Source organism: Pantoea allii, from assembly GCF_046529425.1.
GTDB lineage: Bacteria > Pseudomonadota > Gammaproteobacteria > Enterobacterales > Enterobacteriaceae > Pantoea > Pantoea allii.
This window is the reverse complement of record NZ_CP125958.1, coordinates 2370698-2395212: the sequence shown is the minus strand read 5'-3', so window position 1 is coordinate 2395212 and position 24515 is coordinate 2370698. Positions and strand designations below refer to the sequence as shown.

Annotated in this window: 19 protein-coding genes; 9 read left to right on the top strand and 10 right to left on the bottom strand. The window is 53.3% G+C overall.

Features of this window, described 5'->3' with window-relative positions:
- Nucleotides 1–21: 21 nt before the first annotated feature.
- Nucleotides 22–930: a LysR family transcriptional regulator gene (locus tag QNH99_RS11290; RefSeq protein WP_063879665.1), complete on the top strand. Its 909-nt coding sequence runs from the start codon at nucleotides 22–24 to the stop codon at nucleotides 928–930.
- A gap of 33 nt (nucleotides 931–963) precedes the next feature.
- Here QNH99_RS11290 and QNH99_RS11285 read toward each other — a convergent pair whose 3' ends face one another.
- Nucleotides 964–1359 carry a cupin domain-containing protein gene (locus tag QNH99_RS11285; RefSeq protein ID WP_410516669.1) on the bottom strand — a complete coding sequence of 132 codons (396 nt, stop codon included), beginning with the start codon at nucleotides 1357–1359 and terminating at the stop codon, nucleotides 964–966.
- 431 nt (nucleotides 1360–1790) lie between these two features.
- Between QNH99_RS11285 and QNH99_RS11280 the strand changes: the two genes are divergently transcribed.
- The 3 genes from QNH99_RS11280 to QNH99_RS11270 are packed head-to-tail and all read left to right on the top strand — an operon-like array spanning nucleotide 1791 to nucleotide 3593.
- The gene (locus QNH99_RS11280) at nucleotides 1791–2354 is read left to right on the top strand and encodes a fasciclin domain-containing protein (RefSeq protein WP_063879667.1); all 564 of its coding nucleotides are present in this window, start codon (nucleotides 1791–1793) and stop codon (nucleotides 2352–2354) included.
- A 40-nt stretch (nucleotides 2355–2394) separates the two neighbouring features.
- Nucleotides 2395–2949 (top strand): RNA polymerase sigma factor, encoded by a 555-nt coding sequence (locus QNH99_RS11275; protein WP_410516668.1) that lies wholly within the window; start codon nucleotides 2395–2397, stop codon nucleotides 2947–2949.
- Nucleotides 2946–3593 carry an anti-sigma factor gene (locus QNH99_RS11270; RefSeq protein WP_410516667.1) on the top strand — a complete coding sequence of 216 codons (648 nt, stop codon included), beginning with the start codon at nucleotides 2946–2948 and terminating at the stop codon, nucleotides 3591–3593. Before QNH99_RS11275 ends, QNH99_RS11270 begins: the two co-directional genes overlap by 4 nt.
- 125 nt (nucleotides 3594–3718) lie before the next feature.
- Here QNH99_RS11270 and QNH99_RS11265 read toward each other — a convergent pair whose 3' ends face one another.
- Nucleotides 3719–5359: a methyl-accepting chemotaxis protein gene (locus tag QNH99_RS11265; protein WP_410516666.1), complete on the bottom strand. Its 1641-nt coding sequence runs from the start codon at nucleotides 5357–5359 to the stop codon at nucleotides 3719–3721.
- An 886-nt stretch (nucleotides 5360–6245) separates the two neighbouring features.
- Here QNH99_RS11265 and kup point away from each other — a divergent pair.
- Both kup and QNH99_RS11255 read left to right on the top strand, forming a co-directional pair.
- Nucleotides 6246–8114, top strand: a complete 1869-nt coding sequence (gene kup / locus QNH99_RS11260) for a low affinity potassium transporter Kup (RefSeq protein WP_241567858.1) — start codon at nucleotides 6246–6248, stop codon at nucleotides 8112–8114.
- Nucleotides 8115–8702: 588 nt separating this feature from the next.
- Nucleotides 8703–9119 (top strand): GFA family protein, encoded by a 417-nt coding sequence (locus QNH99_RS11255; protein ID WP_063879671.1) that lies wholly within the window; start codon nucleotides 8703–8705, stop codon nucleotides 9117–9119.
- Nucleotides 9120–9130: 11 nt separating this feature from the next.
- On the opposite strand, the gene QNH99_RS11250 is transcribed toward QNH99_RS11255, so the two are convergent.
- From QNH99_RS11250 to QNH99_RS11235, 4 genes are all read right to left on the bottom strand, one after another.
- Nucleotides 9131–10246, bottom strand: a complete 1116-nt coding sequence (locus QNH99_RS11250; protein ID WP_410516665.1) for a HipA domain-containing protein — start codon at nucleotides 10244–10246, stop codon at nucleotides 9131–9133.
- The gene (gene hipB / locus QNH99_RS11245; protein ID WP_410516664.1) at nucleotides 10246–10485 is read right to left on the bottom strand and encodes a type II toxin-antitoxin system antitoxin HipB; all 240 of its coding nucleotides are present in this window, start codon (nucleotides 10483–10485) and stop codon (nucleotides 10246–10248) included. Before hipB ends, QNH99_RS11250 begins: the two co-directional genes overlap by 1 nt.
- Before the next feature lie 614 nt (nucleotides 10486–11099).
- Nucleotides 11100–13475 (bottom strand): glycoside hydrolase family 3 N-terminal domain-containing protein, encoded by a 2376-nt coding sequence (locus QNH99_RS11240; RefSeq protein ID WP_410516663.1) that lies wholly within the window; start codon nucleotides 13473–13475, stop codon nucleotides 11100–11102.
- Between the two features lie 22 nt (nucleotides 13476–13497).
- Nucleotides 13498–14877, bottom strand: a complete 1380-nt coding sequence (locus QNH99_RS11235) for an MFS transporter (RefSeq protein ID WP_145393198.1) — start codon at nucleotides 14875–14877, stop codon at nucleotides 13498–13500.
- A 525-nt stretch (nucleotides 14878–15402) separates the two neighbouring features.
- Here QNH99_RS11235 and QNH99_RS11230 point away from each other — a divergent pair.
- Nucleotides 15403–16035 (top strand): acyl-homoserine-lactone synthase, encoded by a 633-nt coding sequence (locus QNH99_RS11230; protein WP_096010579.1) that lies wholly within the window; start codon nucleotides 15403–15405, stop codon nucleotides 16033–16035.
- On the opposite strand, the gene QNH99_RS11225 is transcribed toward QNH99_RS11230, so the two are convergent.
- Nucleotides 16007–16756 carry a helix-turn-helix transcriptional regulator gene (locus QNH99_RS11225; RefSeq protein ID WP_109716372.1) on the bottom strand — a complete coding sequence of 250 codons (750 nt, stop codon included), beginning with the start codon at nucleotides 16754–16756 and terminating at the stop codon, nucleotides 16007–16009. The two genes, QNH99_RS11230 and QNH99_RS11225, sit on opposite strands and share 29 nt — an antisense overlap.
- 609 nt (nucleotides 16757–17365) lie before the next feature.
- On the opposite strand from QNH99_RS11225, the gene QNH99_RS11220 reads away from it, so the two are divergent.
- Nucleotides 17366–18259: an SDR family oxidoreductase gene (locus tag QNH99_RS11220; protein ID WP_145393197.1), complete on the top strand. Its 894-nt coding sequence runs from the start codon at nucleotides 17366–17368 to the stop codon at nucleotides 18257–18259.
- A gap of 54 nt (nucleotides 18260–18313) precedes the next feature.
- Here QNH99_RS11220 and ampC read toward each other — a convergent pair whose 3' ends face one another.
- Nucleotides 18314–19453, bottom strand: a complete 1140-nt coding sequence (gene ampC / locus QNH99_RS11215) for a class C beta-lactamase (protein ID WP_410517670.1) — start codon at nucleotides 19451–19453, stop codon at nucleotides 18314–18316.
- Nucleotides 19454–19786: 333 nt separating this feature from the next.
- Nucleotides 19787–20968: a glycosyltransferase gene (locus tag QNH99_RS11210; RefSeq protein ID WP_410516662.1), complete on the bottom strand. Its 1182-nt coding sequence runs from the start codon at nucleotides 20966–20968 to the stop codon at nucleotides 19787–19789.
- A gap of 260 nt (nucleotides 20969–21228) precedes the next feature.
- Here QNH99_RS11210 and hpxO point away from each other — a divergent pair, with 260 nt between their 5' ends.
- Nucleotides 21229–22386, top strand: coding sequence for an FAD-dependent urate hydroxylase HpxO (gene hpxO, locus QNH99_RS11205; RefSeq protein ID WP_410516661.1), 1158 nt, complete (start codon nucleotides 21229–21231; stop codon nucleotides 22384–22386).
- A 37-nt stretch (nucleotides 22387–22423) separates the two neighbouring features.
- Here hpxO and dcp read toward each other — a convergent pair whose 3' ends face one another.
- The gene (gene dcp, locus QNH99_RS11200; protein ID WP_410515323.1) at nucleotides 22424–24466 is read right to left on the bottom strand and encodes a peptidyl-dipeptidase Dcp; all 2043 of its coding nucleotides are present in this window, start codon (nucleotides 24464–24466) and stop codon (nucleotides 22424–22426) included.
- Between the last annotated feature and the right edge of the window lie 49 nt (nucleotides 24467–24515).

The following is a 24515-nucleotide window of genomic DNA, read 5'->3' as shown; positions in this document are numbered from 1 at the left end:
TAATGATTAGGTTTGAACCTAATGATCAACAGTGAAGATTTACGTTTTTTTCAGGTCATCGCCTCACATCAAACCCTTGCCGCTGCCGCACGCTATCTGGACATCACCCCGCCCTCGGTGACGCAGCGTCTGCAAAGCATTGAAAATAAAATTGGGGTTAAGCTGATTCTGCGCCCGGCAAAACGCATCATCCTGACCGATGAAGGCGAAGCCTTGCTTGAGCGGGCGCGCGTGATTTTGCATGAGATAGACCAGTTGCAGGACGTGATTGACCAGACGCGAAACCGTATCAGCGGTACACTGAGAGTGCTGGCCCCGCTGGGCTTTGGCTCTGAATATATTGCGCCCTTGCTGGCCGATTACGCGGACAGCCACGAGGATCTCAGTATCGATCTGACGCTCTCCGATAACCCCGACTGGATGCAGGCCGATAAGTGGGATGTGGTGATCTATATTGGTCATCTGCGTGACTCAACGCTTTACAGCACGTGGCTCGCCGCCAATCCGCGTATTCTCTGCGCCTCTCCCGCTTACCTGCAGCACTATGGCACACCGACACATCCTGATGCGCTTCATCGCCATCACTGTCTGGTGATCAGGGAGAATGCCGAGGATGTCACGCGCTGGATATTTACCCATAACGGTGACGAAACCATCGTCAGAATTACGCCGCGCCTGGCCAGCAACGATGGCCGCATCATTAAAAAATGGGCGCTGGGCGGGAAAGGGATCATGGTGCGTTCGGCCTGGGATATCCGCAGTGAGATTCGTCAGGGGTTGCTTATCCCCCTGCTGCCCGCGTTCACCCTGCCGGCGGCGGATATCGTCGCCCTGACCAGCCTGCAGGAGAAAAAACGGCTTCCCCGCACCCAGGGCTTTATCGAATTAATGAAAAAAACCTTCAGCTCGCCGCAGTGGGAAGCCGGGTAGGTTTTCTCTCATCCCCCTGCCGCCAGCGGTGGCTCAGGATAAAAATTCTGCCTCTGTGACTTTCTCAAGCCAGGTCACCGGACTGCCGTTAAGGGATTCGGCAATCGCAATATGTGTCATAGCGGTGTTGGCAGTCGCCCCGTGCCAGTGACGTACGTCTTGCGGTATCCACACCATATCGCCCTGATTGATTGTGTGCTTATCTTCGCCTTCACACTGAATCCAGCCCTGACCGGCGGTGACTATCAACGTCTGGCCCAGGGGATGCGTGTGCCATGCCGTCCGGGCACCTGGCTCAAAGGTGACGGTAGCGCCCCCGACCCGGGCTGGTGAGGTTGTGCTGAACGGGGCGTCAATGCGGACCTGACCGGTGAAATACGCCTCAGGCCCTTTGGCTGAGGGAACGGATGCATTTTTGATGATTTTCATGATGGCCTTACCTCTGATAGATGGAATCGATACTGTTTATGCGTGAAAAACAGGAATACCCTTCTCGCATTTTCACAGACGAAAACTCAGATGCTGAAAGAGAAGGTTAACGCGCTGATTGCTTTTAGCGTGGCGGCAGCAAAAAAGTTTCACGCGCGCCGCTGCAATACTGCGTCTTCCCCCTTGGCGCTGAGCCATGCAATACGGGAACGTGAAGAACGGATGGGAGGAGGTCTTCTGTCGCCCACCACCCGACCTGTCGCGCCCATGCGGGCAGGAGAACGCCGGTTGAAAAGGTCAGGCTTTGCGACTGAGCGTGATAGCAACGCGCCACGTTGAAAAAAATTATTTTTTTTCTGCATCCAGTTTGTATCCCGCTCTCGTATATCTCATTGAAAGCCACTTACTCCACGCTCTAATGAGGATTTACGATGAAAAAGCTAATTGCTGTTACCGTTGTATCAAGTGCATTGCTGTTTACCACCGCATCCATGGCCGCTATGACGTCGGATTCTGTTATGGTGGGCGGCGCGGCTATGTTCCCTCAGAAAAATATTGTTGAGAACGCGGTCAATTCCAAAGATCACACCACCTTAGTGGCGGCGGTTAAAGCGGCCGGTTTGGTCGATACCTTAGAAGGTAAAGGCCCTTTTACCGTGTTTGCCCCCACCAACGCGGCGTTTGCTAAGCTGCCAGCCGGCACCGTGGACAATCTGTTGAAGCCAGAAAATAAGGCCATGCTGACCAGCGTACTGACCTATCACGTGGTTGCAGGTAAGTATGATATGAAGGCGCTGGAAGCCAAAATTAAACAAGGCGGCGGTCATGCTGAGTTGAAAACCGTTAACGGTCAGCCGTTGTGGATCATGAATAATGGCCCCCATAACATCCAGCTGAAAGACGGTCAGGGCAACGTAGCCAATATCAGCACCTATGACGTCAACCAAAAAAATGGCGTGATAGATGTGATTGATACCGTATTAATGCCGAAGTAATTATTTATACTCGAACGGAAACAGATCATCCGGGACGCTTATGGACAAGGTGCAGGCAGTGGAGCAGGTAAAACTAATGAAGGCAGTCGTCGACGGCGATCGCCGGGCATTTGAACACCTTTACCGGCTGACATCGCCACGCCTGTTTGCCATCGCGTTGCGCATGTTGCAGCACCGCCCCTGGGCAGAGGAGGTGCTGCATGATTGCTATATCACCATCTGGAGCAAGGCTGAAACCTATAATGCTGAGCTGAGCTCCCCGTTGACCTGGATGACCCATATTGTCCGTAATCGCTGTATTGACTGGCTACGCAGCGGACAGGCGCGTATGGCCAGTTCGGAAGAGGCGCATAATGATGCGCTTCTGGTTGCTGAACATGACGAACTGCATAACAGACAGGATGATGCACAAGCCGCTCGATTACAGCGCTGTCTGGGAAACCTCAGCAGTGAGCAGCGTCAGAGCATTACGCTTGCCTACTATCAGGGCATGTCTCACAGCGATATTGCTCACTGGCTCCAGCAGCCGGTCGGATCGGTAAAAAGCTGGATCCGCCGGGCGATGGCGCACCTTCGGGAGTGTGTCGGACTATGAATAAAAAACACCAACGTGACGATGCACTCTCTGCTGAATATGCGCTTGGTACGCTACGCGGTGGCGCGCGATTACGTTTTCAGAAGCGTCTGCAGACCGAGCCTGGACTCGCTGAACAGGTCGCCAACTGGCAAAACCTGCTGTCCGGGCTGGATCTTCACGTCATGCCGCAGGTGCCACCGGCGTATGTCTGGAAGAAAATTGCGTTAAGTCTGCCGGCCAGGAAAAGGCCCCGCGCTGCTCGCGCCTATATTGGCTGGATGGTTGCCGCCGCCCTTGCCGCCCTGACGCTGGTGTCTTATCAGGCCATCAAGGCCCCAGAATTTACGCCGCTTACCGTGATGAATGACGCCCAGCACCAGGGGCAATGGGTCGTCAGTGCAGACAAGACGCTCACACAATTGCGCGTCACGCCGTTGCAGCCCGCGACGGTAGCCGCCAACAACAGTCTGCAACTGTGGCTGATTCCTGCCGGTCATCAGCCGGTTTCTCTGGGACTGCTCCACGCGCGGGACACCACCGAGCTTAAACTCGCAGGACGTGATGCGGTAAAAAACGGGGTTATCGCGATCAGCCTTGAACCGGAGGGCGGTTCACCAACAGGTCAGCCCACCGGTCCGGTGCTCTACAGTGGCAAAATATAATATCGAAATGCGATACGACACGTGATGCAGACCCTGGGCATATTCGAGTGAAAAAAATCCCCTTTCGAGCCTTATAGCGCCCCCAGGGTGGTCACTATCAGCGCGACCACCCTGGGCGACATCCACTAAAAACGTTGCCAGTTATCTTCCTGCTTAGCATAGGCCGCGCGAGCCTGAATAAAGGCCGGAGAAACGGCGGCAGGACTGTGCTGGACAACCGGCGCGTGCTCCACCAGCACAAATGCCGCGACAAGTTCGTTCAGGGCCGTAGCCTGATCCATCAGTGAGCGAGAGGCCGACGAGGCTTCCTCCACCAGCGCCGCATTCTGCTGTGTCACATCATCCATCTGATTGACCGCCTGATGCACCTGACCAATACCGAGCGACTGCTCCTGAGACGCGACGGCAATTTCATCCACAAGATCGGTCACCTGACGGATCGCCTCATTCATGCGCCCCATGTTCTCACCCACCTGCTCCGCCTGATTCACACCGGTTTCCACATAACGCATGGAGGATTCGATAAGCTCTTTAATTTCGCGCGCCGAAGCCGAAGATCGCTGCGCCAGATTGCGAACTTCTCCGGCTACGACCGCGAATCCCCGACCCTGCTCACCTGCCCGCGCCGCTTCTACGGCGGCATTGAGCGCCAGAATATTCGTCTGGAAAGCCACGCCTTCTATCAGGGTGATTATGGCGGTGATCTTTTCAGAACTCTGTTTAATGTCGGTCATGGTGCCGAGCATCGTATGGACTTTCGTGGAGCTGTCATCGGAAATTTCACGGGCGTTTTTCGACAGTTGACTGGCAAGTCGGGTGTTTTCTGCCGTCTGACGGACGGTTTCACTCAGCTCTGACATGCTGGCGGCCGTTTGTTCCAGCGAAGCCGCCTGCTGCTCGGTGCGGGAAGAGAGATCTTCATTGCCCGCGGAAATTTGCGAAGAGGCTGAACTGACCGAATGGGCCGACCGTTCAACCGATGAAAGCGAGTTCGCGACATTCCCGATAAGATGATTAAAGGCTTTAGCCGTCAGACCAATTTCATCCTTGCGCGAATCATCGGCACGCAGCGTAAGATCAAGCCGCTCACTGGCGCGTTCCATAGCCGATCGCATACCGTTAAGGTTTTTACGGATGCCCAGAATCGTCCTGATGGAAAAAGCCCCGAGCAACAGGATAATCGCGACTGAACCGGCAATTAACGACCAGAGTGTTTGCCGGTAAACCCGGTTATTCTCTTTTTCAAATACCGCGCCGACCTCTACATTGAGCTGGAGTTGTTTCTGATAACTTTCAATTAAATCACGAATAGTCTGACCGACGCCGCTATTTCCCTGCAAATCCACCAGGGCGGTATCATTATGTGTTCGCGAATTTGTCAGAAAAGCCGGCAGGCGCACTTCCATTTGTTTAATCAGCGCTAAGGCATTTTCACTGAGCTTCGTATCCTGATCGTTAGTGGTTTCGTTCTTGAGGTAAAATTCAGTCAGTGCTTTAAGCGCTTCAATACGTGTGGAAATTTCCTTTTCAAATTCAGCCTGTTTATCAAGGGCTTTTGCACTTTGATGCCGATAGAGCGCTACGTTAAGTCGGTTACTGCCGTTAACCATTTTATCCAGGTCAACAATCGAGGGCAGTGTGTTGGTTTGCACGTACTGGAAGCGCGACTGAAAGCCGCCTAATACCATGATGACGATCACAACCATAGCAATCATTGATGCTGAGAGTAATGAAAACGTCAGGAAAAGCCGCTGAGTAATAGTCATGTAAATTTCCCAAAATAATAGGTTCGCCAGTCTGTACACCGTACTGAATGACATTCGCTATTCAGGTATCGACAGCGCGGGAATAAGCATTAATGCGCCCAATGATCATTGCGGGGAATAACGGAGATAGTGGGTATAATCGGGATAAAAAGTATTAGTGCGTTGAATGTATAAAGAAATTGACAACCTTATCTTATCTAAAAACAATAAAAAGGATTAATGGATAGAGCAAAGTGGAATTTATCATTGTTGATGGCGGAATACGCTTTTTAAAAAAAGCATGTAACGTTAATGCATGAAAGTTCGGTTAAGGGTAGTTAAATATCGTTCCTGACGGCGTGCAGAAGGACGATATCTTTGCCAACATCTTTGAAATAAATTAACCGCATAAAATGACGAGCGAATTAATCATTAGTAAGGACTATTTTTAAAATATTTTCATTTTTTGTGTCACGTCTTCCAAAAAACCGGTTATCTGCTTCTGTGATATTGCTTACATGCAGACAGTAGGTGTCAGTCAGGATGACGCTGTTCTGCGTCAGCCCGGTAGTGCCGTTTGGCAACTTATCTGGCTTGCTTCATCTCGCGCATTGCGCGGCCCTGATGTGGTGAAGCCGTCGGGAATTTGCCTTAGTGCATCATTATTTTACAGGCCGTTTTAGGCTGTAACGGAATAACCCGGTCAAGGGCGCAAAAGAAGTGATGAGTTAATCGACAACCGTGTAAAAATGCCGTAAAAAAAAGGCACAAACCTGTAAAAATGTAGTTCATAACTTCACCACCTACTCCCTAACGCACGCTAAACCGCGTAATCTCATCCTCACCTCTGACCGGGATAATGACCCGGCGGACGTTGGTGATTACGCGAAGCAAAACAGGATATTAAATGGCGCAGTCTGAAAAGCAGTCCCTGCCTGCAGGTATGTTGGCGGCAGCGGGGATCGTATTTGGTGATATCGGTACCAGCCCGCTCTATACCTTAAAAGAGTGTCTTTCTATTCTTCCCTCTGGGGCGGTGACAGAAGAAGCCGTGATGGGTTTTCTGTCCCTGATATTCTGGGGGCTGACGCTGATTGTGACGGTTAAATACGTCATCTTTATCATGCGCGCAGACCACGATGGCGAAGGCGGAATACTGACGTTAATGTCGCTGGCCCGACAAAATGTTGGCGCACGGCTCAGTCGCATTATCGTCCTTGCTGGCCTGACGGGCGGGGCCTTTTTTTACGGTGACGGCATTATTACTCCCGCTATTTCTGTGCTTTCCGCCGTTGAGGGGATTGAAGTGGTGGCCCCGGCCCTGGATCGTTATATCGTTCCGCTGTCCGTGGTGATCCTGACGTTGCTGTTTGTGATTCAAAAGCACGGTACTGAACGCGTCAGCCGCATCTTTGGGCCAATCATGCTGGTGTGGTTTATTACCCTGGCAGTCCTTGGGGTACGCGGCATTATTATGAATCCCCACGTTTTACATGCGCTTAATCCGGCGTTTGCCCTGACCTTTTTACTCAATCATGAAGCCCTGTCCTTTGCTGCCTTAGGGATGGTGGTGCTGGCTGTTACCGGGGCTGAAGCCCTGTATGCGGATATGGGACATTTAGGCAAAACCCCTATCCGCCTCGCCTGGCTGATCATTGCCCTGCCCGCACTGGTGCTGAACTATTTTGGTCAGGGTGCGCTGGTGCTGGCCGACCCCAGCGCAGTCAAAAATCCGTTTTATATCCTGGCCCCGGTCTGGGCGCAGATTCCCCTGATTGTGCTGTCAACGCTGGCCACGGTTATCGCTGCCCAGTCGATTATCAGCGGCGTGTATACGCTGACGCATCAGGCTATCCGCCAGGGCTTTCTGCCGCCGATGCGCGTGATATTTACGTCTGCTACAGAATCGGGGCAGATTTATATTCCGGTCGTAAACTGGCTTCTGTTTGCGGCTGTTACGGTGGTAATCCTGGCTTTCCGTCAGTCTTCGGCGCTCTCTTCTGCTTACGGTATTGTGGTGACGGGAACCATGGTGCTGACGGCCTGCCTGGCCGGTATTGTTGCCTTTAAAAACTGGAAGTGGCCATTACCTGTTGCGCTGTTTTTCCTGCTCTGCATGTTGTTAATCGATGTACCGCTGTTTGCGGCAAACCTGATGAAGCTGCTGTCGGGAGGTTGGGTGCCGGTGCTGCTGGCGATGACGATGCTGGTGCTGATGCTTATCTGGAGCAGTGAACGCTCCCGGCTTATCCGCCGTCTCACCGACGATCCAGTCAGGCTGAAAGCGTTAATCAGCTCTCTGGAAGCCTCTCCGCCCATGCGCGTGGGGGGAACAGCCATCTTCCTGACGCGCAAAGAGTATGAAATTCCGCAGGCCCTGCTGCATAACCTGAAACACAACCGGGTGCTGCACGAGCGTACCGTGTTACTGCACATCAAAACGGTCGATCTGCCCCGCGTGCACAATCAGAAACGCATCGCGCTGCGCCAGCTGTCGCCTTCGTTCTGGCAGGTTACCGCCGCGTACGGCTGGCATGAACGCCCGTCAATGAAAGATGTGTTGCACCTTTGCGGGCTGGAAGGATTTGGCTGTACCTTAAATGAAGCGTCGTTTTTTACCTCTCACGACACGCTGGTAATGAAAAAACGTCGCGGCCTGGCCCATGCTAAAGGGGCGATATTCCACTTCTTCCAGCGTAATGCATTACGCGCGCATGAACAGTTCAGGATACCGGCCAATCGGGTGATTGAACTGGGTGGGCAAAAAGAGTTCTGATAAGGGATTGCGGCAGAGTCCCTGAGGGGCTTTGCCGCTTTCCGCTTGCGTGATGAATCTTAACTGCCAGCGCACCGCGTTCAACCTTCTGCTGCCAGCCCACAATCCTTCGCTGCGCCTCGTCAGGCTTTTTCAAACTCGCAGGCTGAAACTGCGTCAGACAGGTCAGCGCATGCTGTGCGACGTCGGCCCAGGGACAGGTTTGCTCTTCTCGTGGCTAAAAAACCTTTCGTTGCTCTGGCGTTCACTTTCTGCTGAGTTCGCCTGTTTTAGCGCAGCGCCATAATGCCGTGCAGCCGTCTCTGTTTCTTGTCATCGGGAAGCCGTGGGTAGGCCGGACTGACACACGGCGAGCATCCTGTTTGGGGACGGCACAAGCGGCTCATGAGTCATCGGCGTGCTGACGCCTTTCACCCTGACGGGCACGTCATGCTAAAGAAAATCGCTGCACGCTTCGGGCGACATGCTGGTGTCTTTGACGTTAACCCTTCACAATAACCTTATCGGTTCCCCCTGTTTTGTTGATGCCACTAACATTTCATCCCTGTCGCGCGACGCAAAGTTGCAGGATGAAAAAAGGAGCAAGCCATGTCTGATGCTACATCGGGTCAGTGCCACTGCGGCGCTGTTGCGTTCAACGTTGAACTGCTGGATGGCCTGAAAACCGCCCGGCGCTGTAACTGTTCGTTTTGTCGTATGCGCGGTGCGGTCGTGGTATTCGCCCCCGTCTCCGGGCTTGAGGTGGTCAAAGGTAAGGATAAGCTAAGCGAGTATCGGTTTAATACGGGTGAGGCGGTTCATTACTTTTGCTCTGTCTGCGGCATTTATACCTTTCACCAGAGCCGTTCCAACCCTGAACAGTACGGCGTGAATGCCGCCTGTCTGGCGGGGGTTTCTCCTTTCGATTTTGCCTCCGTTCCTGTGACAGATGGTAATCATCATCCCAAAGATGGCGGTAAAGGCGGTGTGGCCGGTTATCTCCACTATGTGGCAGAAAAGCCCTGACGGTCAGTCCGTCAAAGCCAGTCAGGCTGGCGTACCCTTTCCAGCATGATCATCGCATGGCTGAACACCGCGTCGGCAATCGCCAGAGGGTAATCGTCAGGCAGGCTGTCGCGCAGCTTAACGATCGCAGCCGGTAAGCCCGCAATAAAGGCCGTCAGTATCTGCTGCATCTTCGCCTGACTCAATCCGACGCTGCCCGCGCTGGCGACAAAATGCGCTGGCCAGATCGCGTCAATGTGATGCCGTTTCCCCTCAGGGCCGGGCACGCCCATCGCCAGCTGAAAATCTTGCCTGTCTGTCCTGCGCAGTGAAAGCCCGGGACAGGCAGACAGGATCGGGCTAAAGGGGGCCAGTCGGAAACTGCCGCCACGGGCGATGAGTATCTTGATCTGTTTGGCGTGCCCGCCGGTAGCCCCAATCAGCCACTGAAAAACCAGATAGCGCATCAACTCCTCACGGTCTTTCATGGCGCTGCTCGACCCCATCAGCAAGGCCATCACATCCTGAAGCCCCGGTCCACCCTGCTGTTCATAACGGCTTGACGCCGGTAATCCCAGCGCCTGGCACACCTCCTCTTCAGGAAGATAATAAAGATGTTTTCCGTCGCGGCTCCAGCGGCGATCATAGCTTTCGATGCGTAATTTCCGGCGGCCATCCTCATGAAACAGCCTGGCATCCGCTACCGGGAGCCTTAGCTCGCGGGCAAGGGCCATACACAGATAGGCATTGTCGATATCAGACTGCTGTGCCTCGTCTGCAGCGCTGAACACGCGGTAGGTCGCGTTATCCGGCGCAAGGGGTTGCTGCTTCACCGGCAGCAGCGTGATCGCGCCGGGCAGTTGGTGTCCCACTTTTTGCAACAGTGCAAAGACATCGCAGGATTTTATCGGGTGCTCAGCGTAAATATCGCTTTTAATCAACGTGCTGGGTGAGAGAAGGTTTTCGAAAAAGTAAGCCACCTTCGCAGAATGTATCGCAGCATGCTGCAAGGGCAATGAAAGCGACAGCGGCCTGGCAAGCGGGTGCCTGAGCCACTCCTCGTCATACTGGAAACGGAGTGCGCCGCTGTGATGCAGCGTCAGCGTGCCCGTCCGCGTCCCGTTCATCCAGGCAATCAGCTTCGCCATTACCAGGCATCCTCAGATGAGGCTGAAGGGGGTGGATTCCCCTGAAGCACGACGGCGAGATTGAGCGCCTGCAAGATTTTGAACAGGGTAGCCAGCGACGTCGTCTCCGGGTTGTTTTCGAAGTGAGACAAAGTTGCCTGTTTAAGGCCCACGGTCTTCGCCAGTTCAGCCTGCGTCAAGCCATCTTGTTGACGCAATAGCTTTACCTGGTTCGCCAACTGCCTGGGGCTGTAGATCATGTGGCACGCTCCGTAATAAGTGAGTTTTATCCCCGATAGAGGATATTATCAGACTAACTGCAACATACCTGAAAAGCAAAAATATCCCCTATAGCGGATATTTGAGAGAAAACATCGCCCCGCTTTCTCCGCACGCGTTTCTCCCTGAGGGTAACGTATTCCACTACAGAGCAGGACAGGCAGGATTTGCTCGCCGGGCGGCGCGCTGACCATAATCCGTTTATCGATACCGCGATATATGGCCCGCTGGCGGGATGTTGCCGGGATAAACAGGGGAAATTACGGGTCGGGCTGACTGGCAGCCAAAAAGGAAACAGGCGGTGTATTGCGTTTCGCTGGGCAGCGAATACCTGCGGTTCAGGCCTGGATTAACGCTGGGTTAAGGCAGCAGAACAGCTATCGCGGCGGATGGCCGTGGTGCCCTTGCCAGATAGCTTCAGTTTTCAGGCGTTGCCCTTCTGCTTAATGTATTGCAGATGTCACTGACGGATTTTCCCGATGTCGGCATACTGCTTCATTATCTGATGCGCGCGTTAAACAAGGTGAGCTGACTCTTAGCCATGAAAGGCACAAGGATGATGCCCTGCCCATTCCGTGATGGGCAGGGTTAAAGGTCAGGAAATGTTTATCGTGCAGTCGCTTAACATGCGCCAGTGGCAAGGCAGAACGCGTGTTTCACCCGTCACCGTTACTGTACTGACGCCGTGGATATCGCGACAGGAAGAACCGACCTGCAGCTCAAACTCGCCGGGTTCTACGATGCGCTGGCCATCGCGGCGCGTAAAGTTGAGCATATCCACCGGAAGCCTAAAGCACAGTTCGGCGGTTTTACCCGGCTGCAGCGTGACGCGCTGGAAAGCTTTAAGCTCCTGAAGCGGTCGCACCATGCTGGCCACCTTGTCCCGGACATAAAGCTGCACCACTTCACTGCCCTGCCGTTCGCCGGTGTTGGTGAGCGTGACCCGGAGTTGAATCTCCCCATCAATCGCCACGTTGTCCTGTTCTGGCTGCGGCTGGCCCCAGTCAAAGGTCGTCCAGCCGCGGCCAAACCCAAACGGATAACGCGCGCCAAAATGGAAGGCGATCGGCGTACCGCCGCTTTTCAGTTTGTGATTGTAATAAAACGGCATCGCACCGACGTTTTTCGGTACGCTCACCACCAGGCGGCCCTGGGGTTCCGCGCGGCCGGTCAGAATATCCGCTATCGCCCAGCCGCCCTCCTGCCCCGGTGCCCAGGCCAGCATAAAGGCGGCAACCTTGTCTTCCAGACCTTGCAGGCTATAAGGCCGTCCCCCGGTCATCACGACGATCAAGGGTTTTCCGGTTGCGGCAAGGGCCTCCAGCAATGCTTGTTGTACGCCGGGCAAATTCAGGCTGTCGGTGTCAGAACCTTCACCCACGGTGCCGCTCTGGAACAGGCCTGCCAGATCGCCCACGCAGGCAATCACCACATCGCTGTCTTGCGCCACGCGAACGGCATCGGCAATCAGGTGGGTATCCTGTGACACAGGCGATTGCTGCATGGGTTTCGCCGCACTGTCGCCGGGGAACACAGGGGCACCTGCAGTGCGTTTCTCAATAATATGACAGCCTTTGGCATAGCCGACATTTTCCTGCCCCAGGTAATGTTGCAGCGCGGCGAGCGGCGTGGTGACCTGCGACGTTTCCTCCAGCATATCGCTGATAATCAGGTGAACGGGAAAGCTGTAACCGCTTAGTAGCGCAAGCGGATCGTCCGCACAGGGCCCCACTACCGCAACGCGTCCGCCGGTTTTCAGCGGCAGAATACCGTTGTTTTCCAGTAAGGTGATCGACTGGGTTGCCACATCACGTGCAACCTGACGGGTGGCATCGTCCTGCAGAGAAATCGCCGCTTCATTGATATAAGGATGCTCAAATAAGCCCAGGCGGAACTTCTCGGTCAGGATGCGTGCCACGATCTCGTCAACCTTATCCATCGACAGCAGATTACGCGACACGGCGTCGGCCAGATGGCGAGCGCAGTCATCCTTCGGCAACTCCACGTCCAGCCCGGCATTAAACGCCAGCGCAGCCGACGTTGCCGCATCCTGCGCCACGCCATGATGCTGGTGAAGCAGACTGACACCGCCATAATCAGCCACGATGATGCCGTCAAATCCCCACTGTTCACGCAACACCTCGGTCAGCAAAAAGCGATCGCTGTGGCCGGGTTGATTATCAATGTCATGGTAGGCCGGCATCACCGATCCTGCGTTCGCCAGCTTTACCGCCATTTCAAACGGCAGCAGAAAGATATCGTTTAATTCGCTGAAGCCGAGGTGAACGGGCGCGTGATTTCGTGCGCCTTCGCTGAATGAGTGACCGACGTAATGCTTAAGCGTGGCCAGCAGATCGCGCTTATCGCCTTGCAGGCCTTCGACATAGGCGGTTGCCATCACCCCCACCAGCCAGGGATCTTCGCCAAAGGTTTCTTCTGTCCGGCCCCAGCGGACATCGCGGGAAACATCCAGCACGGGGGCCAGTCCCTGTTTGCAGCCAATTGAGCGGGCTTCGTCGCCAATGTGCTGAGCCGCCCGCCTGATCAGTTCAGGCGCCCAGGTTGATCCGTAATTCAGCGATGAGGGAAAAAGCGTTGCCCCTTTGCACAGCAGGCCGACCAGGCACTCTTCGTGAAACAGCGCTGGAATCCCCAGGCGCGATCCTTCCATCACATCACGTTGCAGGCGATTCGCCGCCCGTACGCCGGTTGCGGCGTCAACAATATGTGTTCCCAACGGGCGGGTAATCTGGCCGATGCCGCGGGTTAATCTCTCTTTAAGGGCATTCTGGGCACTCACACCGGTAAAGGTGTCGCTTAAATCTGTCCGTTCCTGATGGTTGCCCTTTTCATCCAGGATAAGCCAGTAAGCATGCATCTGCGCGAACTTTTCCTCTGCCGTCATGCGTGGCAGCAGGTCGGCAACACGTTCACTAACAGAACGCTGAGGGTCCTTGTAGATTACGGTCATGTTTCACTCCTTCGTACTGATTTCAGATAGCGTTTTGGGCGTCCATTTTCTCTTCAGCGGCACGCTTTGCGGCCAGCTCAAGGGCAATCGCATTGACGCGGGTGCTGTTAAGCTTGTAGAGGCAAAGCAGCAGCAGCATGGCAATAAATAAAACGCCGGGAATAATGTTGTGCATCAGATTGATAGTGGTAATCACGTGAGGCGTTTGAGCCGCCACGCCAGGCTGGTAGTGCACCAGCCCCAGAATCCAGCCCACGACGGCACCGCCCATGGCGAGGCCAAATTTGATGGCAAACAAGGCGGTGGAGAAGACCAGGCCGTCCAGCCTTCTCCCGCTGCGGTGTTCTTCGAAATCCACGACATCGGAGAACATATTCCACTGAATGGGTGTGGTCAGATTTTGAACAAAGCCAAAAACGATATTTATGCCGATGATCAGCCAAACCTGTGAAGGCGGAATAAAATAAATGGTCGTGACGAAAAAAACAAAACTGACCAGGCAAATCTGATAAGCACGCACGCGATCAAATTTCCCCAATAACCGCTCTGAAAAAAATGCACCGCACAATGCCGCTATCATGCCGGTAATAATAAAGGTGAATACCAGGTCAGGCCGCAATAAAACATAGTTCATGTAATATATTGTGGACGAGCCACGCGTCACTACCGCAGTCAGCAACAGGATGTTGAAAATAACAATGATGAGCCATTGGCTGTTTTTACTTAACAGCTTCAGGTCGGACCACATCGAGCTTGCACTATCGCCGCGCGGTAAATAACGTTCCCGGGTCATAAAGAAGCAACAGTAGATTAAAATCACCCCTAAAAAACCCATGAACCCCATGGCAAACAGGTACCCTTTCGCCTTGTCGCCCTGACCTAACAGATCCACCAGCGGCAGCCCGATGACCGTGACCACCAGTCCGCCGATAAAGGCACAGGCAAAACGCCAGGATTGCAGAGAATGGCGTTCTCGTGGATCGAGCGTCAGCGCACCGGGCATGGCGCAATAAGGGACATTTACTGCAGAGTATATGAAGCTGAGGATGGTATAGGTGACACAGGCATAGACGATTTTCGCGGTCGGACCCACATCAGGAACATAGAAGGTTATCAGGCAACTCACGCCAAACGGAATCGCGAACCACATTAGCCAGGGGCGAAAACGTCCATGTCGGGTTCGGGTTCGGTCAACTAACGCCCCGATACAGGGATCGACAAAGGCATCCGCCAGGCGAACCATCAAAAACATCGTCCCCATAATCGCGGCGGGTAAACCAAATACATCCGTATAGAAGTAGGCCAGAAACAAGGTAGCGGTTTGCCATACCATGGAACTGGCGGCATCACCGATGCCGTAACCAATTTTATCTTTTGTTTTAAGCACAGAGGATATAGTCATTGTTATGAGCCTTATAATTAGGTAAACACCTTGATCAGTCAGCTATCCACGGCCTGTATGGACAGGCAGGTCCGGCTCAAGTATTAGTAATACGGCCCTGTGCCAACAATTCCAGAAATTAACAGCCAATTTATGATATTTGGTTTTTTTACCGCTTTGTGATGCAGGCCATATAGATAACCAATAAATCAATTAATGTTGAGCGACATATTTATGACATTCGGCGGGGTTACTTTGTTAAAAACCGGCAGGCGTCCCATATAAAATTGGTATGACACGGGAATATGCACTATTGAAATAGTACAGGGCGGTGACTATTTGTATTGTTTTCTGTTGCGTTATGGCAAATAATATCCCCTCAGGGAGAATTTTACCGCTTGAGATGCGTTATCCTGCCCACTGACAGACAGAGAATCCCTATTTCAGTCGAATAAAGTGTTATTTAGCTGAACGTCAGCGCGAAAAGTTAGTAAAATCAGTACAGGATAGCCGTGAGGGCCGCAGTAACTTTTTAGAGGAAATGGAATGCTTGAACTGTTTGACGTCAGTTACGAAGAGCTGCAAACCACACGTTCAGAAGAACTTTATAAGCTCAGAAAAAAAACTTTTAGCGACCGCCTGGGATGGGAAGTGGTATGCAGCCAGGGCATGGAGTCGGATGAGTTTGATGGGCCAGGGACGCGCTATATTCTGGGGATCTGTGAAGGGCAATTAGTGTGCAGCGTGCGCTTTACCTGCCTGGATCGGCCCAATATGATCACTCACACCTTCCAGCACTGTTTTAACGACGTCCCCCTGCCCGCCTGTGGCACGGAGTCAAGCCGCTTTTTCGTCGATAAAGCACGCGCACGCGAACTGCTGGGTGAACACTATCCTATTAGTCAGGTATTGTTTTTAGCGATGGTGAACTGGGCGCAGGATAACGCGTACAACCATATCTATACGATAGTCAGCCGGGCAATGCTGAAAATTTTGAAACGGTCCGGATGGCAAATCAGCGTTGTCAAAGAGGCTTTTCTGACTGAAAAGGAACGGATTTATCTGCTGACTCTGCCAGCCGGAGAAGAGGATAAACAACAACTGGGTGGCGATATTGTCTCACGTACGGGCTGTGCGCCCGTCGCGGTAACTACCTGGCCGCTGACGCTGCCGGTCTGATAAGGTCTAACTCCACACCCAGTCTTATAGCCTGTCGGGCGTTACTGACGCCCAATTTAACCACGACGTTTTTGATGTGGAACTTCACGGTGCTGACGGAAATACCGGTAATGGCGGCAATTTCAGAATAGGTTTTACCCATGCTCGCCCAGTACAACACTTCATTTTCACGCGACGAAAAAATCGTTTTGTCGGCGTTCTGATTCACCGTCGGTGCTCTTTCGGCTTCTGTCCCGGCCAGTCGATACATCTGCTCATTAAAATCAATCAACAGCATCTGCATGGTGCCCTGCTCAGACGCAAGGCGCTGCTCCAGGGCTGCCTGATCGTTGCCCTTAATAATGACGGAGAGCAACGCGAGGTTGTTCATATGGTCATGGAGCACGTAGGTAAAGCCATTAACGATGTTGTACTGCTTTGATAATGAGAAAATTTTGGTAAACCGCAGATCGGACATCAGGGTAATGTTTTCATCCCAGGCAAACGGCGAGGTCCGTTTGAAGGCGGTGAGGATGACCGGATCGGTTAACTGAAAATTGTTGGCACGGTATAACCTGACCCATTCGTCAGGATAACTGGAAATAATCAGAACATTTGAAGGATTTTTTTTGCTCACCACCGTGTAAGCGTACTCAGGACTGCCAAGCGGAGATAACTTTCTCTGTATGTAAGTCTGAAGCGTATCCATTATTGTTTGATTTTCAAGAAAAAAAGAAAACATTCAGGCTCCATGCTGCTTCTTTTACTTAATGATGACATAACCTGCACTTTAGTACAGGTAAGATGATACTTAAGAATAACTTACAATGATTCATCCAGAGGTTACAATGGCTTCAAGTTGTTTAGCGGTAAAAAAAAACCTGACCTGCAAGGCCAGGTCGCTAAAACAGCCAACACCAGGGAAAAACTTTCCGGCCAGACGTCACAAACTATAAAGTGGTGCTGGCCGGGACACTCATAGTAACATCTTAGAAACATTTGTACAAACATTTAACATCACTGCGCATTGCTTTATTCTCCTCCTTAATCTCCTTTAATACAATCGCTTATTCATACTCGTCATAACTGCCCTGTTCTCAATAGCTTAGCGTAAGCAACCCGCGATTATTCGTCGCTGCTGTTCTCTTCCGTTTCGTGCCTGCGCCTGCCGCCAAAACACATAATCGATATATTCTGCTATTACCGCTGCGCTTAGCGGACATTACGTCGGGGAATTTGTCTGATAAAGTCCTTTTTTAACTGGCTTCGTGCATTAAATAAGCAGTTGAATGTGACAAACATCACATCTGTGCCAGGCTTAAGTTCCTGACAACAGTTCAAGGAGCTCACTATGACGACGTCAAATAAATCAATTCTCGACCCAGATCGCTTTCCGAAGCCGCCATTCAGGCAGCAGCCGCAACAGGCACCCGGACTGGCCAGTGAAATGGACCCTGCTCCCGATCATGGTGAAAAAAGCTATCGTGGCCACGGTCGTCTTGCCGGACGTAAAGCGCTGATTACCGGCGGCGATTCAGGTATTGGTCGCGCCGTCGCCATTGCCTATGCACGTGAAGGGGCGGACGTAGCCATTAACTATCTGCCGGAAGAAGAGTCAGATGCGGTGGAAGTGGTTAAACTGATCGAGGCCGAAGGCCGTAAAGCGGTGGCGATTCCCGGCGATCTGCGTTCCGAAGCTTTTTGTCAGAAGCTGGTTAAAGAAGCGGCTGAGAAACTGGGCGGGCTGGATATTCTGGTTAACAACGCCGGACGTCAGCAGTTTAATGAATCCATTCGGACGCTGAGCACAGAAGACTTTGATGCCACCTTCAAAACCAATGTCTATGCGCCATTCTGGGTAACGAAAGCGGCACTGGCTTATCTGCCGCGCGGTGCATCGATTATTAACACCTCTTCTGTTCAGGCCTTTAAGCCCAGCGATATCCTGCTGGATTATGCCCAGACTAAAGCCTGTAACGTGGCCTTCACTAAGGCACTGGCCAAACAGCTCGGCCCGGAAGGGATTCGCGTTAACGCGGTCGCCCCAGGCCCTTACTGGACGCCTCTGCAGCCGAGCGGCGGTCAGCCACAGGAGAAAGTGGAGCAGTTTGGTGCCGATGCACCGCTAGGCCGTCCAGGCCAGCCGGTTGAGATCGCCCCGCTCTACGTTACCCTGGCTTCAGATGAATGCAGCTTTGCATCTGGACAGGTATGGTGCTCTGACGGCGGTACCGGTACGCTCTAATCCGCATTGATCCCCTAATGGCCGCGCACAGCGGCCATTTTTTTAGTCTCGGCGTTACTGAATGGCCTCCAGGATGGCGGCAGCCGCTTTTATCCGCGCCGGGTTGGGGTAGTTTTTATTCGCCAGCATCACAACGCCGCTGTTCAACTGTGGGATAAAGGCAATGTAGGCACCAAATCCGTTTGTGGAGCCGGTCTTATGAATCCAGCTGGCACGATCCGCCGGTTTGGGCGGGTTCAACAGCGTTGCCGGTTGTGCCTGTCGCGCCATGTTGTTGTCGCTGGCGTCAACGATCGTTTGGGTATCCATCGGCCAGGGATAGCTTTCCCAACCCAGCCCCTGAGACAGCTTGCCTGCCGTTAAGTAGCGCGACTGTGCCGTGATCATACCATTTCGCAAAACGGTATTACCGGACGATAATCCGTTCGGATTCGCATTGGCCTGCATAAAGGTCATCATGTCGCGTGCGGTAGACTTCACGCCATAGGTTTCTGCTGACAGCATACCGGGCGAGACGCGCACCGGCTGTCCGTCTTTATATCCCCACGCATAGTCAAACATCATGGAAGCCGGAACCCTGTAAAAGGTGCGCGTCAGCCGCAATGGCGTAAAGACGTTCTTCTGCATCGCCTCTTCAAACTCGCCTTTTATCATCAAATATCCCAGCAACCCCAGGCTGACATTGGAATAGCGGCGCTGCGTGCCGGGCGCGGCGTCAGGCTGCCACTGTTGCAGGTAAGTCAGCAACGTATCCTGGTCGGTCACGCTGGCGGGAAGCTGTAATGGCATGCCGCCAGCACTGTAGGTGGCAAGGTGCACCATTTTAATCGCCTGCCACTGGGGGCCTTTCAGGGCGGGCCAGTACTTTTGTACCGGGTCGTTGAGATGAAGTTGGCTGTTACGCATCATCACGCCCGCCAGTACGCCGGTAAACGTTTTGCTCACAGAACCCAGTTCAAACAACGTGTTTTCGGTTACGCGTCGATCGGATGCGGTATCGGCTACACCAAAGTTCAGGTACTGCGGGCGGCCTTTATACAGCACTGCGACCGACATGCCTGGTATGCCCTCCTGCTCCATCAGCGGCGTAATGATGTTCTTCACCCGCGAGGCAATGTCCTGCGAGGATAAATCTGCAGCGCTGCTGCTGGCGCTAAGGGCGACAAGTAATGCAGTAAGGTATCGTTTCATCAGCACTCATTCAGGTGGCAGGTTATTTACATTGAGCCGCGCATGATTGCACGCAAAGCTGTGCCTGGGTACTGCAGGCACCGGAATTACGCGTATTACAATGCGATTGCTCAACATAACAACGCGTCTGACAGCTGGAGAGATCACATTTTGCAGCGGCGAGCGTCAACTGAGGTAACGGCGCGCGTGGGGGAAACGTGGGTGCGGGTTGTGACAATGCGCTGCTGACCATCAGGCCGGACAGCAGCAAAGCAAGCAGATATTTCATAACCGATCTCCAGAGAAACGCGTCAGTTAAGTATGGTGACTCTGGCGCGTAACGTCTGATAAATCTTACTAAATTGAGATCGCGGGTGGATGTTCAACAACATCGACGACGCCACGACGATAAATTTCGTTAAGGCGCGCGCAATACTGGCGCGGATCGTGCTGCTGTTTAATGCGTAAAATCGATCCTTCAGCCTTTTCCGTTAATACCTGTGGATGCGCCAGGATATCCAGCAGTGTTGATTTCAGGCCGTCAATTAACGCCCGGCGCAGACGGTGTTTGTCGGCTTCGCTGTTGACCTGATATTCGCGATCGTCATTCAGCGTACCGCCGATCGTCCAGCCTGCACTGGCAGGATTAATTTCCGGCAGCGCGCGCACATTACTGGTTAATACCGGGCAACCGCTCGCCTGCATTTCCAGTACCGAAAAGCCGTAGGTTTCCTGCCAGGTGGGTAATAAGCCAACATCGCTGCGCTGAAACAGTTTCAACAGTTCCGGATTCGCCATCTGAGAGTGATGGGTAATAAAGCTGAGGCGGGAAATGCGATCCTGAATCGTGCGATAAAAGGCGTCATCGTCCTGGAACTGACGGTGTGCCACATTATGCCGCTTATTCAGGTCACCAATAAGCTGAACGTCTAGCTGCGACGCATCAATCTGGCCGGCTTCAACCAGTTCGCTCAGCGCCAGCACAATTTCTGCGCCGCCTTTGCGATAAAACTCGTTGCCGACAAACACCAGACGGATGTTGTCACTCTGGCGTGCAGTTTTTTCTGGGGTAAACAGCGTTTGCGGCGGATGCATCACCAGGGTTTTGGCACGAATTTTTGCGGCGACATCGGGTTTAAACAGCTTCATCTGAATATGAAGCGTGGCCTCTGAAATGGCAATCAGGCCGAAACAGTTGTCTTTCAGTAAATACGGAATCAGGCGCTTTAATTCTGGGTTGTCCTGTTTGGCAACCCCCGCCACCGGCAGCACGCGCGGCAGTTCTGTTTCAAATGTCGCCACCCAGTTCATCTGGGTGATCGCCACTTCATTAAACAGATGCAAAATATTGGGCTTCTGCCCCATTGCAAATGGCACAGGTAAAAAGACAAAGCTTTTATTTTTTTTCAATAAACGGGTACGCAGCGGATTGAGGAAATAGAAAACGTTACGTTTTTTCAGGTTGATATAGTCGTTTTCCGGATTGACCAAAATATTGCGCTGCTCCGGATAGTGATTGTTACTTATTCCGATTTTCATGGAGGAGTCCGAAGTCATTGTGAGGGCGAACGTGATCTATATCACGCTAAATATGAAACGGATTATAGGTAACATCTTAAAAACGCAAGGTTACTGTGGTTTACAGATTTCTCTGCACCGGCCAGGTGCAGATCGTTGCACAGCTACCGTGCATCGACTGTGGTTATCTGTTGTGTTATCCCGACAGATTGAGGCATCCGGCCCTTTTCGCTTCTGGTACAAAAGTTGCAAATTACTGATATGTACACAGGAGATAACATATGAAAGCGATCGTCATTGGTGGCGGAATGGGTGGGATGACCGCCGCACTGGCTCTGGAACAGGCCGGTTTCGAAACTGAAGTTTATGAGGCGGTCAAAACGATACGGCCTGTTGGCGCGGCGATTTCTGTCTGGCCAAACGGCGTGAAGTGCCTTAATGCACTGGGACTGAAAGAAAAAGTCCGCGCTCTGGGCGGTAACATGGCGTTTATGGCCTATCAAGACGCGTTTTCGGGTGACACGCTGACCCGCTTTAGCCTGGCACCGCTGGTGCAACAGGTGGGCGAATTTCCCTACCCCATCGCCCGCGCGGAGCTTCAGGCGATGCTGCTGGATGCTTATGGCCGCAGTCGGGTGAATTTTGGCAAACGTATCGTCCAGGTGGAGCAGTTCGCCAGCGGCGTTATCGCCACCTTTGACGATAACAGCCAGGCGCAAGGCGACTTTCTGGTCGCGGCTGACGGGACGCATTCGGTGATCCGCGATTATGTACTGGATGAAAAATTGCCACGCCGCTACGCGGGCTATGTGAACTGGAACGGTCTGGTCAGGATTGATGAGACCATCGCGCCCGCCGACCAATGGACAACCTTTGTGGGCGATGGCAAGCGCGTTTCACTGATGCCGGTAAGCGGTAATCGTTTTTACTTCTTCTTCGATGTCCCGCTGCCCGCCGGTCTGGAGCAGGATCGTTCAACGATGCGGGACGATTTGCGCCACTACTTCAGCGACTGGTCTGAACCCGTGCAAAAGCTAATTTCGGCAATTGACGTGGACACCACCAACCGGGTCGAAATTCACGACATTGAACCTTTTCAGCGTTTTGTTAAAGGCCGGGTGGTATTGCTTGGCGACGCGGCACACAGCACCACGCCCGATATCGGCCAGGGCGGTTGTGCGGCCATGGAAGATGCCATTGTGCTGGCGTCCGCGCTGTCTGCGCATTCGCTTGGCATCGAGGATGCGCTACTGCGTTACCAGATGCGCCGTGTCGAGCGCGTTAAGGATTTGGTGTTGAAAGCGCGTAAACGCTGTGACATCACCCATGCTAAAGATCCCCAAATGACCTCGGCGTGGTATCAGTCGCTGAAGACGGAAACGGGTGAACGGGTACTGGCTGGGTTGTGCGAAACCATTGAAGGCGGTCCGTTGGGTTAATAAAACAGGGCGGCATTGCCGCCCTTTCGCTTCTCGCTTATTCCGCTAAGCCGCGGTTTTTCAACATAGGTTCGAGCTGAGGCTCACCGCCGCGCCAGGCTTCATACAACGCTTTAAGATCGCTACTGTTGCCACGTGACAAAATCTTTTGTCGAAAGATATCGCCATTTTCCCGCGTCAAGCCGCCCTGTTCGACAAACCACTGGTAGCCGTCGTCGGCCAGCATCTGAGTCCAGATATAGGCATAATACCCCGCAGAATAGCCGCCGCCCCAGATATGCTGAAAATAGCTGGAGCGATAGCGTGGGGGAACGGCAGCCAAATCAATATCGTCGCTGCGTAACGCCTGCTGCTCGAATCCGTCAACGGACTGCACCGGCGTTCGACCGTCAAGGCTGTGCCAGTGAAGGTCCAGTAGCGCGGCAGCCAGCAGCTCGGTCATCTCATAACCTTTGTTGAATTTACCTGCCCTGATGATTTTTTCATGCAGCGCCACCGGCATGGGTTCACCGGTCTGGTAATGCCGGGCGAAATGGCGAAACACCTGCGGCTCACTTGCCCAGTGCTCGTTAATCTGCGAAGGGAACTCGACGAAATCACGCGGCGTTTCCGTTCCTGACAGGCTGGGATAACGCTGACTGGCAAACAGGCCATGCAACGTATGACCGAACTCATGGAACAGGGTAATAACCTCATCCCAGCTCAGGAGTGCGGGCTCACCGTCGGCGGGTTTGGTGTAGTTACAGACGTTGTAGATCACCGGTTTGGCGTCGAGCAGCGTGGACTGGTTAACAAAGTTGCTCATCCATGCGCCGCCGCCTTTACTGTCACGCTTGAAGAAATCGGTATAAAACAGCGCCATCCCACTGCCATCAACATCAAAGATTTCATATACCTGTACGTCTGGATGGTAAACCGGCAGATCGTGACGCGGGGCAAACTGAATACCATAGAGCTGGGTCGCAGCCCAAAACACGCCATTTTCGAGCACCGTGTTGAGTTCAAAATAGGGTTTGATCTGGCTTTCATCCAGATCGTACTGTGCCCGCCGCACCTGTTCTGCATAAAAATTCCAGTCCCACGCGCTGAGCGTGAAGTTGCCCTGCTGGCTGTCGATGGTTTGCTGAATGGCCGAGGCTTCACGCTCCGCACGGGCTCGGGCGGCGGGAACGATATTACGCATAAAGGCGAAGGCAGCATCCGGGGTTTTTGCCATCTGATCCTGTAACTGCCAGGCGGCAAAGCTGGCAAATCCCAGTAGCTTCGCCTGCTCAGCGCGCACCTGTGCCAGACGCAACACCAGCGCTCGCGTGTCGTTGTCATCGCCTTTCTCACTGCGCGTCATGGCAGCATGGAACAAGGCCTGCCGCGTCGCGCGATCTTCCAGAGACTGAAGCGCAGGCTGCTGCGTGGTATTTTGCAGCACCAGCCACCAGGCATTCTCCAGGCCACGCGCGCGGGCAGCCGCCTGGGCGACGGCCAGATCGGACGGGCTCAGCCCCGCGAGTTGCTGGACATCATTCACCATCAACCCGCCCGCCTTGGTGGCAGCCAGCAGCTTGTTGGTAAACTGCGTGCTGAGCCGGGCCGCTTCCTGGTTCAGCGCCTTTAACTGCTGCTTTTGCGCTTCCGGCAGGTTCGCCCCCGCCAGCTGAAAGCGCTGCCATAGCACGTCGACCAGGCGTTTCGATTCGGCATCAAGTTGGTTGCGCTGCAAATAGACCTGATCGATGCGTGAGAACAGCGGTCGGTTCAGCATGATCTCATCGTTTAGTGCGGTGAGCTGTGGCGCGATATCCTCGTCAATCTGCTGAAGATAGGGGCTGGTGTGGGCGGAGGTCATCGCGTTGAACACCAGGCTTACGCGGGTCAGCAGTTGGCCGCTTTTCTCCAGCGCCTCGCAGGTGTTAATAAAGGTCGGCGCATCAGGATCGGTGGCGATGGCCTGCACTTCCTGGCGTTTTTCTTCGATACCGGCCTGCAGCGCAGGGAGAAAGTCGGTTTCCTGAATCTGATCAAAGGGTGGCGTGTGATAAGGCAAACTGCTGACGCTAAAAAAAGGATTTTGACGGGCGTTCATAGGCGCTCCTGGAGAACAACACAGAGTCTCATAGTGGCAGGTTGCCTTT